Source organism: Mesorhizobium sp. M1342 (assembly GCF_040317955.1).
Lineage (GTDB): Bacteria > Pseudomonadota > Alphaproteobacteria > Rhizobiales > Rhizobiaceae > Mesorhizobium.
On sequence record NZ_JAMYLI010000003.1, the window covers coordinates 46,838 to 64,035 of the forward strand.

At 63.6% G+C, this 17,198-nt stretch carries 14 protein-coding genes; 12 read left to right on the forward strand and 2 right to left on the reverse strand.

The window, feature by feature from the left end; all coding sequences use genetic code 11:
* Window positions 1-1,332, forward strand: coding sequence for a VpsF family polysaccharide biosynthesis protein (locus NKH06_RS03500; RefSeq protein ID WP_023813308.1), 1,332 nt, complete (start codon window positions 1-3; stop codon window positions 1,330-1,332).
* Here the strand turns inward: NKH06_RS03500 and NKH06_RS03505 are convergent.
* Together NKH06_RS03505 and NKH06_RS03510 are read right to left on the reverse strand one after the other, a co-directional pair.
* Window positions 1,295-2,557 carry a glycoside hydrolase family 5 protein gene (locus NKH06_RS03505; protein ID WP_352721061.1) on the reverse strand — a complete coding sequence of 421 codons (1,263 nt, stop codon included), beginning with the start codon at window positions 2,555-2,557 and terminating at the stop codon, window positions 1,295-1,297. The two genes, NKH06_RS03500 and NKH06_RS03505, sit on opposite strands and share 38 nt — an antisense overlap.
* A complete protein-coding gene (locus NKH06_RS03510; protein WP_164893068.1) occupies window positions 2,554-3,723 on the reverse strand; it encodes a DUF1972 domain-containing protein in 1,170 nt (389 codons plus the stop codon). Before NKH06_RS03510 ends, NKH06_RS03505 begins: the two co-directional genes overlap by 4 nt.
* Before the next feature lie 355 nt (window positions 3,724-4,078).
* On the opposite strand from NKH06_RS03510, the gene NKH06_RS03515 reads away from it, so the two are divergent.
* From NKH06_RS03515 to NKH06_RS03565, 11 genes are all read left to right on the forward strand, one after another.
* Window positions 4,079-5,248: a glycosyltransferase gene (locus NKH06_RS03515; protein WP_352721059.1), complete on the forward strand. Its 1,170-nt coding sequence runs from the start codon at window positions 4,079-4,081 to the stop codon at window positions 5,246-5,248.
* Window positions 5,245-6,552, forward strand: coding sequence for an MATE family efflux transporter (locus NKH06_RS03520; RefSeq protein WP_352721057.1), 1,308 nt, complete (start codon window positions 5,245-5,247; stop codon window positions 6,550-6,552). Before NKH06_RS03515 ends, NKH06_RS03520 begins: the two co-directional genes overlap by 4 nt.
* 8 nt (window positions 6,553-6,560) lie before the next feature.
* On the forward strand, window positions 6,561-7,790 hold the full coding sequence (locus NKH06_RS03525; protein ID WP_352721055.1) for a GNAT family N-acetyltransferase: 1,230 nt from the start codon (window positions 6,561-6,563) through the stop codon (window positions 7,788-7,790).
* A 12-nt stretch (window positions 7,791-7,802) separates the two neighbouring features.
* Window positions 7,803-9,026, forward strand: a complete 1,224-nt coding sequence (locus NKH06_RS03530) for a GNAT family N-acetyltransferase (RefSeq protein WP_352721053.1) — start codon at window positions 7,803-7,805, stop codon at window positions 9,024-9,026.
* Between the two features lie 109 nt (window positions 9,027-9,135).
* On the forward strand, window positions 9,136-10,299 hold the full coding sequence (locus NKH06_RS03535; protein ID WP_352892231.1) for a glycosyltransferase family 9 protein: 1,164 nt from the start codon (window positions 9,136-9,138) through the stop codon (window positions 10,297-10,299).
* Between the two features lie 243 nt (window positions 10,300-10,542).
* Window positions 10,543-10,767, forward strand: coding sequence for a hypothetical protein (locus NKH06_RS03540; RefSeq protein ID WP_023813316.1), 225 nt, complete (start codon window positions 10,543-10,545; stop codon window positions 10,765-10,767).
* 45 nt (window positions 10,768-10,812) lie between these two features.
* The gene (gene ligD / locus NKH06_RS03545) at window positions 10,813-13,296 is read left to right on the forward strand and encodes a DNA ligase D (RefSeq protein WP_352776248.1); all 2,484 of its coding nucleotides are present in this window, start codon (window positions 10,813-10,815) and stop codon (window positions 13,294-13,296) included.
* A 236-nt stretch (window positions 13,297-13,532) separates the two neighbouring features.
* Window positions 13,533-14,438, forward strand: coding sequence for a non-homologous end joining protein Ku (ku, locus tag NKH06_RS03550; protein WP_352632194.1), 906 nt, complete (start codon window positions 13,533-13,535; stop codon window positions 14,436-14,438).
* Entirely contained in the window at window positions 14,435-15,550 is a 1,116-nt protein-coding gene (locus NKH06_RS03555) for a tetratricopeptide repeat protein (protein WP_352892235.1), read from the forward strand. The genes ku and NKH06_RS03555 overlap by 4 nt, the downstream gene beginning before the upstream one ends.
* A 209-nt stretch (window positions 15,551-15,759) precedes the next feature.
* On the forward strand, window positions 15,760-16,404 hold the full coding sequence (locus NKH06_RS03560) for an alpha/beta hydrolase family protein (protein WP_352892238.1): 645 nt from the start codon (window positions 15,760-15,762) through the stop codon (window positions 16,402-16,404).
* A gap of 4 nt (window positions 16,405-16,408) precedes the next feature.
* Window positions 16,409-17,179, forward strand: coding sequence for an exodeoxyribonuclease III (locus NKH06_RS03565; RefSeq protein WP_352677619.1), 771 nt, complete (start codon window positions 16,409-16,411; stop codon window positions 17,177-17,179).
* The last annotated feature ends 19 nt before the right edge of the window (window positions 17,180-17,198 follow it).

A 17,198-nucleotide genomic window follows, 5' to 3' on the forward strand; every position in this document is an offset into this window, starting at 1 on the left:
ATGGCTGCCAGTTGGAGCGCAAGCGCTTCGAACCATGGTGTTGCCGCACCCCGCGCCGGCACGTCGCTCGATGCGCTGACGCGCTTCGGACTGATCGCGGCGGTAGCGGTGCTGTTCAGCATCTCGGGCGGCATGCTGTGGCTGGTCGGCTACAATTATGATGGCCTGTTCGGCAACCCGGCGACCAAGATCCACCCGTCCACCTATCTCATCGTCCTCCTGTTTGCCTGGCGTTCCTGCGCATCAGGCAATCCGGTGGGCCATATCGTCCATCTCGCCGACAGGCGGCCGGCCAGCGCGCTGATGGCCGCCATATCGATCGTGCTTCTGTTCGTCGTCATCGCAAGGCAGCGGCCCGGCATGGCCGGCATGATCGATACGTTCGTGGCCGCGGCACTTCTGGTCCTGATGCTCAGCGAGGACGACGAACGGACCTTCGCCGGGCTGCAGACCGTCGTTCACGTGGTCATGACGGCGAATGCGCTGCTTGCCCTTTTCGAGTTCGCCACCAAGACGCTTATCTTCCCCTATCGCCTGGACGGCGTGGCGTTTACCACCGATCTGCGCTCGAGCGCGCTGCAGGGGCATCCGCTTGCCAATGCCATGGTGACGTCGATCTATGTGCTTGCGCTGCTCTCCGGTGCCAGATCCCTGTCGATGCCTGTGCGGATAGGGTTGATCGGCCTGCAATGCGCGGCACTCGTCGCCTTCGGCGGCCGCACGGCGATGGTGACGACGGTGGTGCTCGGCGGCTGCTACCTGCTTTTTCAGGGCACCACCAAATTGCGCCAGGGCCGCGTCAATCTCTTGGGTGCGGCACTCGGCTTCATGCTTGCCGCACTGCTGCCGGTCGTCATCATAGTGGCGGCATATCTGGGCTTTTTCGACGCGCTGCTGGAGCGCTTCGTGTCGGACAGCGGAAGCGCCAATGCCCGCGTCGAGATGTTCGAGCTTTTCAAGCACCTGGAATTGCGCGATCTGATCGTGGGGCCGGATGTCGAGCTGATCGACAGCCTGCGCCGCATCAACGGTCTCGAACAGGGCATCGAGAACCCGATCATCCGCACGGTCCTCTATCAGGGCGCCTTCTTCACCCTTTTGCTGACGTTCGGCTTCGTGCTGTTCCTGTTCGAGGTGGCGCGCCGCTGCCATGCCGGCATCTGGCTGCCGATGCTGGGCTGGGTCATCCTGATCAACACTTCGGAAAGCGTCGCGTCGAAGACGACGCTGCTGACCAAGTTCGTGGTGCTGGCATTGGTGCTTTACCGGCCGGCGCGGGCAGCTTTCAAACCGGTCAGTCCACCGGCATGGTCAGACCAAGCGCCGCGATGATATCAGGGTCCACCGCCCGGGTGGTATCGTCCATCATGCCCATGCCGTCGAAGAGATCCCACAGTGCCCAGGCGAAGCCGAGTTCCTCGGCGCTCCGCCTGACATCGGCGATGTAGCGCCCGCGATCCGGGTTGGGCGCGGCGACATAGCGGGCGTCGGTGCGCAGCGCGCCGAACTCGCCCATGATGATGCGTTCCGGCGCAAGGCCGTGGCCGTCGGCCCAGTCGCGAACCTGGCGAAGATATTTGTCGACAAACCAGCGGTCGGGCCGGGCGTCGAAATAGACTTTCAGCACACGCTCGGTCTCGGCATAGGCTGCCTGCTTGGCGTCTTCAGGGGTTTCGGTGTCCTGCGCCATGCGCGCCCTGACCGATGCCAGCGTCTGCTCCAGCGAGCCGGCGGATGCCGGCCACGGCACATTGTTGAGCGACCGGTAGACGGGCTCGCGCATCCAGGGTGCCCCCTGATGGCTGAACAGATAGGGCTCATAGAAGTGGAAGGTGAACAGGATCGGCTCGAACGGGGACAGCGGTGCCGGATCGAGCGCGTTCAGTCCGCTCACCATCGAGCCGCAGCCGCCGGTGACGACCAGCGGCAGGGTCGCGGCCAAGGCTCTTGCCGCCGTCAGAAGTGAAAGCTGGATCTGCGACCAGACGTTCGACGCGCAGGCCTGCGCCGGCTCGTTGACCGGCTCGAGCGCCACCCTGCCGGGCTGGAACCGCGCCAGCCTGCCGGCAAGCTCGCCGACCAGCCCGCGGTAGAGATCGAAGGCGGGCGCCGCGGTGCTGGAGACCATGCGGTCGGGGTTCCAATAATGGGTGGCGGCATTGGCCTGGATGTTGACGATGATGCCGAGACCGGCGTGGAGGGTGGCCGTGACAGCCGCGTCCAGCATGTCCAGCAACCGGCCGCGCGTGGTGGCGTCGGCGGCCAGGAAAGGGCCGGGATCAACAGGCAGACGGATGAAATCGAGCCCGGTCCTGCGCAGCCGACGCAGGTCGTCCGGGGTCGGCACCGGCCGTTGCGACTGGAAGGGCGGCCAGTCATAGTCGGTGCGCGGAGCGGGAAATTCGCGCGTCAGCGAGAACCAGGGCCAGGCGTTGACGCCGCGCCGAAATCGCGGCCCGGCGGCTGCGCGAGCGATTGGTGCGATCGGGAGCGAGCCGAGAGCCGCCGCGGTGGACAGCGCCGTCCGCAGCACCCGCCGGCGCGACCAGCCTGTCATACGGTTCCTGGCGATGCGTGATCCATCGCGGTGGTCTTGGCGGCGGTCATGCCGAGCAAATGATAGGCCTCATTTTCATAGGCAAGCAGGACATCGTCCCAGCGAAAGGCTTCGCGGGCGCGCGCCCTGGCGGCAACGCCGCAGGCCTTGACCAGGGCATCATCGTCCAGCGCCTGCTGCATCCGCTTGGCGCAACTGTCCTTGTCGGTGAAGTAGATCGCCGCAGCCCCGGCGGTCCATCTGTTGTAGGGATTGTCGTGGGCGATCACCATGTTGCCGGCCGCCAGCGCCTCGACCAGCGAGGGGTTGGTGCCGCCGACCGTGTGGCCATGCAGATAGGCGCGGGCGTGGTATCTGAGCGCCTTGACCGTCGCCTGGTCGTAGATGGCGCCCGGCAGGACCACCGAGCCATTCGCCGCCTTGCGGATGGCGGCATGATAGGGGATGTCGTCGGACAGCGTTCCCAGCACCACCAGCTTCATGTCGCGCTTGGCGGAGCAAAAAGCTTCGACGATCGGCAGGATGTTGTTGTCGGGTTCGATGCGGGCGATCGAGACCAGATAGCGCCCGGGCTCGAGGCCGAGCGCCCGGACCGGCGCCTCGGGCGCTGATGTCACCGGATCGGCGCCATAGGCGATGGTGGCGATGGCGCTGCGCGGCCGGCGTGTCGCCAGGTGATCTGCGATGGCGGGATGATCGGCGACCAGCCGATGCGAGGCCCATGCGCCGATCCATTCGTTGAGCCAGAACCAGGTTCGCGCCGCCATTCCCCATTTTGGGCGGCGCCACTCGATGCCGTCCATGTTGGTGAAGATCTTGCGTCGTTTCAGCCTGAGCCAGGTCAGGAAGACCGCGCCATTGTAGCCGAGCACCAGGCAAACACCCGGTTGCCGGGCGGCGTTGCGGGCGCATTGCCAGTCGAATTCCAGCGTCGCGCGCGGTCCCTTGGAGGCGACCTGGATGTGAATGAGCTCGATGCCGCGCCAGGTTTCGCTGCGCACCCTCTGGTCGATCCGCTCGACCTCATCTTGGCAATAGACGCCAACTTTCCAACCGCGCCCGACAAGAAACAGCGCCAGTTTTTCGGCAAAGGTTTCAAAGCCGCCATGGGCCGCGGGTATGCCGCGGGTCCCCAGGATCAGAATGGCGGGCGTTTCTGGTTTCATGGCCGGCGGCACTTTCACATGTCTCATATATTAGATATTGCTTAATTTATAATGAGCAGATGGCAACTTCCGTGCCACCTCCCGATTTCAGTATCTTGCGAGGGATCATCGCGCGGGGTTGTAAAAAAACGGTGTTGAAGCCGATGGTTGTTTCATTCTCGGTCAACCCTTCTGTGCGTAGCTGTATCGAAACGAAGCAATGCCTGGGGCGTACGGCCGGCAGTCGGGCGTATCGAACCGATAGTCGGACATATCAACCGATAGTCGGACGTATCGAACCAGGCATGATTCTTGCGGACGGGCTTCTGCCACAATCGCCCAGCGCGATGGTTCTAGCACCTGGCGGGATATAAAGATGCGGATTGCCTGCGTTCATCAGGGTTATGAACTCTATGGTTCTGACCGCAGCTTCGCGGAGAGCGTTGCCGCGTTGCGCGCCGCGTTTCCGTCGGCCGACATCGAAGTGGTTTTGCCGCGTAGCGGGCCGATCGTGCGGATTCTGGAAGCGCATGCCAGCCGGATCGTCTTCGAACCGCTCTGGGTGCTGAGGCGCCAGGCCATTGCGCGCCTTGCTACCGTCGAGATGGCGCGATTGCCGGTTGCCGTGTTCAGGGCGTGGCGGCGCCTCAAGGATTGCGACCTCGTCTATGTCAACACCTCGATCGTGGCCGACTACGCGCTGGCCGCACGCCTTCTTCCCCATAAGGCCGTCCTGCACATCCACGAAATCCCCGAAGGCGCCATGCGCAGGGTACTTGTCGGCCTGATGCGCTGGAGCCACGCGGATCTGATCTTCAATTCACACGCGACACGCGCCGCGTTTGGTGATCCCAAGGCGGCGCGTGCGTATGTCGTCTACAACGGTGTTGCCGGGCCGGCGGCGGTCGAACCGATGACATATGACGGCAAGCGTCCATTGCGGGTGCTGCTGCTTGGCCGTATCAACCGGATCAAGGGGCAGGAAATCCTGCTGGAGGCGATCGCCTCGATGCCGGCGGAACTCCAGGCGAGGATCGAGGTGCGGCTGGTCGGCGGCGCCTTCGAAAGCACTGAGCGCGAGCATGCGCTTGCCGAACTGGTCGAAACCATGGGGCTTACCGGGCGCGTCAGAGTCCTGCCTTTCATTCCCGACCCCTCTGAGCATTATCGATGGGCCGATATCGTCACCGTGCCGTCGCGGCGTCCGGAATCGCTGGGCCGCGTCGCCATCGAGGCGATGGCTCATGGCCGGCCGCCGCTTGTGTCGGCGATCGGCGGGCTGGTGGAAGTGGTCAGCGACGGGGAGACCGGCTGGCATGTCCCGCCCGGCGACGCAGCAGCTCTTGGCGCGAAATTGCAGGAGATCATCCTCGCCCCTGAGGCCTGGCGCGGGTTTGTCGCTGCCGGGCGCGCGCGCTACGAGGCAATCTTCAGCGAGCCGGTCGCGGCCGCGGCGATCACCGCGATCGCCGCCGACAAGCTGAAGACGACCATCGCGCGGCCGGGCAGGGTGCCTGCCGCCCGCGAAGCGGAGACGCGGCCGTGAAGCTAGCGTTTCCGAGCCATCTGGTTCGACGCCTCGTGCTGATGATCGGCGGCGAGGCGATGCAGAGCGGCTTTCATTTTGCCCTCAACATCATGCTGTTGCACATGCTGTCGGCGCAGGGCTACGGCCTCTTCGCCATCGGCATGGTGATGGGCGGTGTCGGCCTGTCCTATATCAGGTCGCTCACCGCCGTTCCCGCCAGCATCTGGATGAGCAAGAGCACCAACAGCGCCGGCGTCGATACCTATGACGTGGCGTTCGGAACGGCGGCGCTGATCGTGGCGTTGCTGATGGCCGTCGGCACGGCAGTCCTGATGCATGTTCTTGGCGATCCAAGCGGAATTGCCGCCGGCTGCTTCGTCGGTGCCTGGTCGTTGCGCAGCCATATGCGCACGGCTTTCTTCGCACGGCGCCAGCAGGTTGTCGTCTCCGTCAGCGATGGCGCTTTTACAGTCGCCGGCTGTGTCCTGACCGGGCTGTCGATCTGGTTGGTCCAAGACCCGCTGCAGACCGTGTTCTATGCACTAGCCGCGGCAAATGTGTTCGGCATTTTCGTCCTGGTCCGGCTGGCTCGGCGCTCGCTTCGCATCAGCTTCCGCATGCCGACGCGGCGACGCTATGTCAGGCTCTGGCCCCAGCTGCGCTGGTCGGCATTCAGCGCGACCACCACCAACATCCAGGGTCAATGTCTGGCGCTGCTGGTCGCCGGCATTGCCGGTCCTGCCGCCTACGCACCTCTGGCGGCGGTTCTGGTGCTGTTTGCCCCGCTGCGCATCATCAGCCTTGCTTTCGTCAACATGACGCAGCCGGATCTCGCCAGGCTGATGCGGAACAATGAAACAGGCCGTGTCTGGACGCAGGCCAAGATCTGGGCGCTCGTCATGGGGTTTGGCGGCCTTGCCTATGGATGCGCCATCATGTTCGTCCTGCCGATGATAGAATCCCAAGCTCTCCAGGACGCTTCGACCTGGTTCATCGGACTTTTCGTGATCGCGAATTTTGTCCCGATCATGCTCTACATCATGCCCCGCATCGTGCTTGAGATACTCGGCGATTTTCGGATCGTCGCGTTCACCACGACGGGCGGCGCGGTCGTCGGGCTGGCGCTGATCGCGGCCCTGCTGGCAATCGCGTCTCCGCCGTGGGCGTTGTTGGGTTCCGCCGTCTCGGAGATGTTCGTGCTCGTGGCATCATGGTATTTCGCGCATCACCGCATGTGGAATATCGAGCATCCCGACGAGGCGCGCGACAGCCGGTTGGGCGCGTGGCGGCGCACGCTGTCGTTCGCTACGGCAAAGCGATAGGAAAAAATATGGCAGTCCAGGCGGTGCAAATTGCTGCGGTGACCGGCTCGCCCGATGGCCAGTCCTCCCATCCGGCCATCGTCGTCGCCAACGATGCATACACGGCGCGGCTCCACACCAGCCTGGAAGCGGCCAGGCCGCTCTGGCTGCGCCTCCAGGCGGACGGTGTGTGCACCGCCCACCAGAATTATGCCTGGGCCGAGGGGATCGTCGCGCGGCTGATGCCGGAAGGTGCGGAACTGCTCATCGTGGAGGTAAACGACGCCGTGACGGGCGTGCCGCGAATGCTGGTGCCGTTGATACGGCGACCGGCTTTCCGCCATCGGGTGATCGAGTGGCTGAGCTGTGGCGTTTGCGACTATTCGGCACCGTTGCTGGCCGATGCGAGCCCGTGGACGACGCAGTCGGCGCAGGCCGCGTGGGCCGCGGTGCGTTCCGTGCTGCCGCCGGCGGACCGTATCCAGATCAGGGGAATTCCGCAATTGATCAGCGGTGTCGCCAATCCGCTGGCCCTGCTGGCGGCCACGCGCGATTCCCTGCATACCAGCTTCGGCCTCGCCATCGACGGCGATCCGGAAACCGTCCTCAAGCGCCTATGCCGGCCATCCTTCGTCAAGGCTTTCAACAAGGACTGGCGTCGCCTCGAACGGCTTGGCGGCGTGGAACTGGTCGAAGCCAACACGCCGGCCCTGGTGGAGGTCATCTTCGGCGGCCTGGTCCGGATGCGGCTCAGCCGCTTTCGCGAACTGGGCCGCTTCGACCTGCTGACGCAGGCGGCGGTTGTCGATTTCTATCGAAACGCCGCTCTCGAGGGCCTGTCGGATGGGTCGGTGCGGCTCTTCGGGTTGCGTGTGGGTGAAGCTCTTATCGCGGTCCAATACCTGCTGATCCATCAAGTCACCGTTCATGCTCTGCTGATCTCAATCGATCAGGGCGCGGTGCCCAATGTCTCGCCGGGACTTCTGATCATGGGCAAGTTGATGAGCTGGGCGCGCGGGCGCGATTTCAATTATTTCGACCTGTCGGTAGGCAACCAGAGTTATAAGGAACATATGGGTGCCGCGGGTTCGGGCCTGCGCGAGCTTTGCCACGGGATTACGGTGCGAGGCAGCGCCGTGAGCGCAGCCATCGAGATCCGCAACCGGGCCGAGGTGTTCGTGCGCTCCAAACCTCGGCTGCTGAAGAGGCTCCAGGGACTGATGCGGGGTTTGCGGCGCCTGCGTGGGGGATCAGAATGACGGGAGAAGCATGTGGCAAGCTACGCGGCGGGAACGACTCCGATAAGGGATTTGCCCGGTGGGCCGTTTTCCCCGACTGTCGCCAACGTTGATGCAACCGCGCACTTCACGGCTCGGCTGCACACCAGCTTCGACACCGTAAGGCTGCTATGGCTGCTCCTTGAAGCTCACGGCGTCTGCACTGCCCACCAGCATTATGCCTGGGTCGAAGGAATCGCCGCACGGCTGATGCCCAAAGACGCGGATCTGGTCCTCGTCGAGGTCAGTGACGCCGTGACCGGCGCGCCGGCCATGCTGCTGCCGCTGATGCGGCGCCGGGCTCTCGGCCACCACGTGATCGAATGGCTGAGCTGCCGTGTGTGCGACTACGCGGTGCCGCTGCTGGCGGATGGGATAGAGTGGACCAGGCAGAGTGCCGACGCTATGTGGGCAGCGGTCCGTGCCGTGCTGCCACCGGCGGATCGCATCCATATCGCGGGAATTCCGCAGCAGGTCCACGGCGTGGCCAATCCGCTGGCATTGCTTTCGGTGGCGCGCGACTCAATCCAGGTCAGCTCCGGCCTCGTCCTGCATGGCGATCCGGAGACGCTCATCAAGCGAATCTGCAAGCCGTCCTTTGCCAAGGCCTTCCGCAAGCATTGCCGCGGCTTCGAACAGCTTGGTGGCCTCGCTTTGGTCGAGGCCGATACGCCTGACCTGACCGATGAGCTCCTGGATGCGCTGTTGGAATTGCGGCTCAAGCGTTTTCGTGAGCTCGGGCGTTTCGACCTCCTGACGCAGGCGCCGGTCGTCGATTTTTACCGCGCCGCGGCGCTGCAAGGCCTGTCCAATGGATCGGTGCGACTCTTCGGGCTACGCGTCGGTGAAGCCTGGCTCGCCTCCATCTATGTGCTGGTCAGAAAAGGCACACTTCACGCCCTCCTGCTCGGCATCGACCAAAATGCGGTCGCCAATGTCTCACCCGGCCTGACGACGATGGGTAAGCTGATGATGTGGGGATGCGAGCGGGGCTTCGACTATTTCGACCTGTCGGTCGGCGGCCAGGGCTACAAGCAACATATCGGCGCCTCGAGCTCGGTTCTGGCCGAGATCTGCGAACCGGTGACGGTGCGGGGCAGGGCTGCGAACGCAGCCATTCTGCTGCGCAGCCGGGTCGAAGGCATGACGCGGTCGCGTCCCCGGCTGCTCAAGGCCGTCCAGGGCCTGACGCGCCGCTTGCGGCGACTGAAGGACTGAGGACGAGCGTTTGCCGACGACCGATGTAAAGAGGCACCAAGGCCGGCAAGCTTGTTGACTGGGTTGGTTGGCTCTATATCTGAAAGCGCCGCTTGCCGTTCAGAAATGAGTGTCCTCGGCAGATTTTTTAAGTTGGCGTTTTCGGCAGATCATATCGATGGATGCAAGTTTAGGAGATGGGATTCGTTCCATCCTCATTATTCAAACGAAGTACATTGGAGATGTCGTTCTGACATCTGCTTTGGTTCGCAATCTGCGTCTTGCTTATCCACAAGCATCGGTAACCATGCTTTGTGCGCCGGGTCTCAAGGAGTTCATTGTCGCGCAAGGGATCGCCGATTCTGCTGTTGGCTTTGAATCCCGTGGCAGAGGAAGGACTCTGCTCAAGCGTTTGAGCGACTATCGTGGCGTCATCTCTGATCTTCGGCGTCGAAAATTCGATCTTAGCATCGACCTTACCGATTCGAAAACCTCGCGGATCATGCATCGCTTGATCGGCGCTCCACTTCGCGTCGGCTTCGATCCTTCCGAGCATCCGATGAAGTTCTGGGAAATCCAGCTTGCAAACGTTTTCGCCGCGACCTTCGGACATGGCGGACCGCATTATCTCTACAGGAACCTGTCTCCACTCAGCGCCCTCGGGTTGGATTATCAGGACCCAACGCCTCGGCTGCAACCGACCAGGACTGCCCAGGAAGAGTGTGCCAGGCTTCTTGCGGAAAACGCTTTGGCGAAGAAGTCCTATGTGGCCGTGCATGCCGGCGCGAGGTTTGAAGGCCGTTGCTGGCCGCCGCAACATTTTGCTGCGGTCATCGATGAGGTATACGCCAAAACCGGGCTGCGATCCCTCCTCGTTGGTGGGCCGGATGAAGGGCTTGCCGCGCAAAGGATCCTTGAAGTGGCAGCATCGCCGGTCGCAAGTGTCGTCGGAAAAGCCTCGCTTGAGGTCTTGACAGCATTGTTGGCCGAAGCGTCGATCTTTCTTGGCAATGAGAGCGGCCCGATGCACATCGCGGCCTCTGTCGGAACTCCAGCGGTGGGGCTGTACGGTCTGACGTCGCCTGAGCAATGGGGCCCATTCGGTGTCTCCAACCGGACGCTCCAGCCGCCCATGCCTTGCCCATGCATCGCTCCAGGTTTGTGTAAAGAAAACAACGCCGGTGGGGTCTATTGCGTCCAGCGGCTCCAGGTTGCCGATGTTGCGGCGGCGACACTCGATCTCATCGGCATGGAAGTTCAAAAATCTGCTCATTCGGGCACGCCGGCCGCGTAGCAGAGCGGCAGCGACGGACGCTAGTTTTGGCGGCGTGGTGGTGCACAGTTCATCTTCGTGTGCTTCACGTCTTGATTCAGGCCAAGGCCCAAGCATATTCAAAAGATTGGTAAATTTAACCGGGCCGCATCCTGCGCTGTCCGCGAAATTGACAGGACGGCGCGTCTCCGCCATCCTTGACCCCAGTCGTCAGGCTGCCGGTAGCGGCCGCGTTTTGTGTCTGGGGCGACCGAGGGCAGTGTCATGTTCAGTCCCGTCACAGGTCAGAATTCCAAGCGCGCCGCGGTGCGCAAGGCGCTCGATCGTCACAAGGTCTACATCACCGCGCAGCGTTTTTCGGCAGGCACCTACCAGGCCCGGGTTCTGGTCGATGGCGAGGCCTATTGGGTCGACGAATTTCGGCTGAGCCAGCTGCAGCAAGGACTGTCGCCGGCAGAGCTCGAGTTGACGCCGGCCGCTGACGATTGAGAGCGTGACTGGCTTGTTCCTGGCCGCCGTGCTTCGATCCTGGCGATGACGACTCCACCAAAGCTCAAAGCCTATCGCGCCAAACGCGAATTCGCCAAGACGCCGGAACCGGTTGGCGGGCTCGTCAGCAGCAACGGCAACCGCTTCGTCGTCCACAAGCACCACGCCACCGCTGACCATTATGATCTGCGCCTGCAGGTCGGCGATGTTTTGAAGAGCTGGGCGGTGCCGCGCGGGCCTTCGCTCAATCCGGCCGACAAGAGGCTGGCGGTCGAGACCGAGGATCATCCGCTCGAATATATCGACTTTGAGGGTGTCATTCCCGAGGGCGAGTATGGCGGCGGGCCGATGATCGTCTGGGATACCGGCACATGGGCGCCGATGGACGACGTCGAAAAGAGCTTGCGAACCGGCGCCTTCAAGTTCCGGCTGGCCGGCGACAAGCTCAATGGCGGCTGGATGCTGACCCGGCTGAAGCCGAAACCCGGCGAAGACGAAAACAAGAAGAACTGGCTGCTGTTCAAGGAGCGCGACCTCGCCGCCGACACCGCGCTTGACATCCTCACGGCCCGGCCGGAAAGCGTCAAATCCGGATTGCGCATCGAGGAGCTGGCGGCGCCGGCGAAGCCCGCCACCAAACCCGCGCCCAGACAGGGATCGCTGAAGCCCGGCACGCTGCCGGGCGTGTTCAAGGCTCCCATGCTTGCCCGTATCGAGCCGCAACTGGCGACGCAGGTGCCAAAACCACCCGATGGCGACGACACCCAACAAGTCTGGCTGCACGAGATCAAATTCGACGGCTACCGCACCATGGCGCATCTCACTGGCGGCGTCGTCAAGCTGATCACCCGTGGCGGCATCGACTGGACGAAGCGCTATGGCGACCTGCCGCATGCGTTCGCGAAGCTGCCCTGCCGCGATGCCATCATCGACGGCGAGATCGTGGTGCTCGACGCCCGGGGCATCAGCCGCTTCGCGCTGCTGCAGGATGCGCTGGCCGAGGGCGCCGGCAGCAAGCTCCATTTTTACGCCTTCGATCTTCTCCACCTCGACGGCTGGGACCTGACCAAGGCGCCGCTGGTCCGGCGCAAGGCGCTGCTGGCGCAGATGCTGTCGGGCCTCGGCGCCAATTCCGCCATCCAGTTCTCCGACCATGTCGAAGGTTCAGGGCAGGGGCTCTACGACCAGGTGTCGGAACTTGGGCTGGAGGGTGTCGTCTCAAAGCGCGCCACGGCCATCTATCAGAGCGGCCGAACCAAAAGCTGGACCAAGACCAAGGCACTGCTGTCGGACGACTTCGTCATCGCCGGCTTCACCATCTCCGATGCGGCCGAAGGGCTGGCGGCGCTCGGCATGGCAGAGTTCGAGGGTGGTGAATTGCATTATCGCGGCAAGGTCGGCACCGGTTTCGATGCCGCCACCGCCGGTGAGTTGCTCGCCAGGCTGGAGCCGCTGCGGGAAGGCGCCACCCCGCCCGAGGGTGTCCCGCGCGAAATCATGCGCGAGATGAACTGGGTGCGGCCGCTGCTGTCGGCGCGCATTCATTACGCCAACCGCACCTCAGACAATGCGCTGCGCCACGGCGTCTTCCGTGGTTTGAGGGATGTCGGCCTGTCGACGCCGGTCTCGTCCAAACGCAAGCGGCTGATCGCCGAGGCCGACCTTGCCACAATCTGGGTGACCAACCCGACGCGCCGGCTGTTCGGCAAGACCGGCCCGACCAAGCTCGACATCGCGGTCTATTACGCGCTGGTCGGCGACTTCATGCTGCCGCACATCCTCGGCCGGCCGGTGTCGCTGGTGCGCTGCCCGACCGGCCTGCCGAAGGATTGCTTCTTCCAGCGCCACGCCTTCACCGGCATGCCGCCCTCAGTGGTGACATTCGAGGCGACGAATTCCGAGGGCGAGACCAAATCCTATCTCTCGGTCGAAGGCGCGAAAGGGTATCTGGCGCTGGCGCAGTTCGGCGTCGTCGAGTTCCACACCTGGGGCACCCACCGCACCAGCCTCGACAGGCCCGACCAGATCGTCCTCGACCTCGATCCGGGAGAAGGGATTTCATGGCGCGAGGTGGTCGAGGCCGCCGTGCACATCAAGGGCGAATTGGAGCGCCTGGGGCTGGTACCGTTCGCCAAGACCTCCGGCGGCAGCGGCATCCACATCACCGTGCCGGTGACGGGCGCGCAGAACTGGAAGAAGCTGCACCAGGCGACCAGCGCGATCGCCACGCATCTGGCGGCAACGGCGCCTGACACCTTCACCACCACCATGGGCAAGGACAACCGCAAGAAGCGCATCTTCATCGATTATCACCGCAATGCGCGCGGCCACACCTCGGCAGCACCTTACTCGCTGCGCGCCCGCACCAATCTGCCGGCCTCGACGCCGGTCAGTTGGAGCGACCTCGAATCCATCGATGCGCCGCAGGATCTGAACTATTCCTCCCTGCCGGGGCTGCTGGCGACGTCGGGCGATCCGTGGGCCGAGATCGACGAGTTCGCGCGGGATTTGCCGACCTTGAAGAACTAGGTTCCTCGGCCCCCAGGAAATGGGGGAGAGCGTTGCGGGGCGAGGAACCCAACGCCATCGACGCTTCCGACAATTTGAATTATTCTCTCCGCCACGACCTCAAAGACGTGGCGGAAGATTTCGTCAGGGATTTGCCTGTATTGTGCGGGGTCGGTGTAGGATTTACGCAGCCTCGTTCGTCCTTCGGACGAAAGCGCTGCAGTCAATGTCAGTGCGTGGCCGCGTAGGAGTGTTTCATGGCGCCCAGGGCAAGTTGGAAAGGTTACCTCAAACTCAGCCTCGTCAGCTGTCCGGTGCGGTTGTATCCCGCCACCAGCGCCAGCGAGCGCATCAGCTTCAACCAGCTGCACAAGAAGACCCATAACCGCATCAACATGAAACCGGTCGACCCCGAATTGGGGCTCGTCGAGCGTGCTGATCTGGTCAAGGGCTACGAATACGAGGACAAGCAGTACATCATCATAGATGATGCCGACCTCGATGCGGTGCGCATCGAATCCAATCACACGATGAACATCGAGGCCTTCGTCGACGAGGACGAGGTCGACGTCATCTATCAAGACGCGCCCTACTACATGGCGCCTGACGGCGCGATGGCGGAAGAGACCTTCGCCGTGCTGCGCGAAGCCATGCGCAAATCCGGCAAGCTGGCGATCGCACGCCTGGTGCTGTCGAGCCGCGAGCGGGTGGTGACGATCGGCGCGCGCGAGAACGGCATGTTCGTGTGCACCTTGAGGAATCCGAACGAAGTGCGTGGCACGGCTGAATATTTCGGCAACATCCCAGCCGGCAAGCCCGATCCCGAAATGCTGCAGCTCGCCGAAGCACTGATCAAGCAGAAGGAAACCACCTTCGATCCGAAGAACTATGAGGACCGCTACGAGGCGGCACTCATGACGATGATCCGCGAGAAGCTGAAAGGCCACAAGCCGATCATCGCGGCGGCACCCGAGCGCGGTAATGTCATCAATCTGATGGATGCGCTCAAGGCGAGCCTGTCGCAATCGAAGCCGCCGGCCAAGTCGAAAAGCAAGGCCGACGAGGTTGCCAAGCCCGCCGCGAAGAAGGCGGCAGCGGGTGGTGCTGCTGAAAATCCGTTGAAGGCCAATCTGCTGAAGGCGGTCGGCAAGAGCAAGAGATGACGGCACCGACCGGCGCTGTTTTTGGCACGAGAGGCGCGCTGGCGGCTTTTCCGCTCAGGCTGGCTGCGCGGGAAGTGGAACGCCGACACGGCCAGCTGCGGCGCGGTATCACCAGGCGCACCACGCATGTCGTCTTCGGCCGGACACTGTTGGCCAAAGCCGGGCTCTCCAGGAACGGCGATGCCGAGATCGAACGCGGTGTCGCCGCCGAGCGCGAGGCCGGTCGAACGCTGATCAGCGAAAACGGATTCCTGCGCCTTCTCGGACTGATGAAGACACCGGAAGCGTCTTCGCTGTCGCGGCAATCGCTGATCGATCAGTCGCGGCTATCAGGCTCCGACCTCGACCTGCTCGGCCTGTTCGATGCGTTCGAGCATGACGTTGAACCCTATTCCTTCCGCGACCTGATCCTGGCGCGCAAATATGCCGGGCTCATCGCCGGCGGCGCGACATGGGGGGCGATCGCGCGCTCCGTCCACCGCTCCGGCCCGGTGGCGTCGCTGACCGCCAAGTCGCTCAATGTCGGCTCGCAGCATGGACGCGCCGATGCCATCTATCTCGAAGGCGGCCAGAGCGAACTCGATGGGCAGTTGCTGTTCGATCTCGGAACAGCCGGGGCAGAAGGTGACGACACGCTGGAAGAGCTGTTCATCGAGGCGGAAGCGGCGGAGGAGCAGGGCGACCATGATGGGGCCGCCGCGCTCTACCAGCGCTGCCTGGCCATCGATCCGAGCGATGCGATTGCCGCCTTCAACCGCGCCAACTGCCTGCGCGCCGGCGGCCACGCGGCGGACGCCGCGCACGACTATATCAATGCGATAAAACTCGACCCGGCCTTCGTCGAGGCGTGGTTCAACCTGGCCGGACTGATGAGCGAGCAAGGTCGCGAAGCCTCGGCGCGAAGGCACCTGCAGAAAGCGATCGCGCTCGACAAGACCTATGCCGATCCGGTGTTCAACCTCGCCCGACTGGAATTCGACGCCGGCAATCTGCCGGAGGCGCGGGGCCTGTGGGTGCGTTATCTCGAACTCGACGCGGAGTCCGAATGGGCACGGGTTGCAGCCAAGGGCGTGCAGTTCGTGGATTTGCAGTTGGCGCGGACGGCGGGGTGAGGGATGCTGGCGCTTGAACACCCCCCTCTGGCCTACCGGCCATCTCCCCCGCAAGGGGGGAGATCGGAAGCTTGGGCGTCCCGCTCCTTCTTGCAAAGTGGGAGATTGGCGAAAGCGGTTGAGCGCGCAATCTCCCCCCTTGCGGGGGAGATGTCCGGCAGGACAGAGGGGGGTGTGACGGAACTCGACCTCTCCAGCGAGACCGCCCCATGACCACCTTCCTCTTCGACGGCGACGATAATGCTCCCGTCACCATCCTGCTCGCGCATGGCGCGGGCGCGTCGATGGACTCGCCCTCGATGACCGCCACAGCCAAGGCGCTGGCCGCGGCCGGCTTACAGGTTGCGCGCTTTGAATTCCGCTATATGGCCGCGCGCCGCTACGGCCACCGCAAGCCACCGCCGCGGGCCGAGACAGTGAACCCGGAATACATCAAGGCGATAGCCGACCTCAGGGCTAGGGGCGTGACCGGCCCGCTTATCATCGGCGGCAAGTCGATGGGCGGGCGCGTCGCCTCCATGGTCGCCGACGAGATGTTTGCCAAGGGCGAGATTTCAGGCCTGCTGTGCCTCGGCTATCCCTTCCATCCGCCGGCCAAGCCCGAGCAATTGCGGACAAAACACCTCGCCGACCTTAAGACGCCAACGCTGATCTTCCAGGGTACGCGCGACGAGTTCGGCACCAGGGACGAGGTTGCGACTTATGGCCTTTCCGACCGCATCGAGGTGATCTGGCTGGAGGACGGCGACCACGATCTCAAGCCTCGCAAGAGTGTTTCGGGGTTTTCGACCGCCGACCATCTGAAGACGCTGGCCGAGACGGTGAAGGCGTGGTCGGGTCGGGTCGCTTCCTGAAGCGATGAAGATCGCCTCCTTCAACATCAACAACATCAACAGCCGGCTTGAAAACCTGCTGGGATGGCTGGCTGCGGCAAAACCCGATGTCGTCTGCCTGCAGGAGCTGAAGGCGCGCGACATGCAGTTTCCGCGCTCGGCATTGGCGGCGGCGGGCTATGGCGCGGTGTGGAAGGGCGAGCCGACGTGGAACGGTGTTGCCATCCTGGCGCGGGGTGCCGAGCCAGTGCTGACCCGCGATGCGTTGCCCAGCGACGATGCCGACAGGCAGAGCCGCTATATCGAGGCGGCGGTGAACGGCATCATCGTCGCTTGTCTTTATGCGCCGAACGGCAATCCTCAGCCCGGCCCGAAATTCGCCTACAAGCTCGCCTGGCACGCGCGGCTGGAGGTGCATGCCGAACAGTTGCTCGACACCGGCCTGCCGGTGGTGCTGGCCGGTGACTACAACATCGTGCCCGAGCCGCGCGATATCTACGCCACCCGCTCCTATGACGACAACGCGCTGGTGCAGCCGGAAAGCCGGGCGTCGTTCCAGCGCCTGCTCGACCAGGGTTGGCTTGATGCCCTGCGCAAGAAGCATCCGAAGGAAACGCTTTACACATTCTGGGACTATCGCCGCAACCGCTGGCCGCGCGATGCCGGCCTCCGGCTCGATCACATCCTGCTGTCGAAGAAACTGGCACGCCGCCTGACCGCTGCCGGCATCGACCGCGACGTGCGCGGCGAGGACGGCGCCAGCGACCATGCGCCGGTGTGGGTGGAATTGAAGTAAGGCGACTGCTTTCATGCGT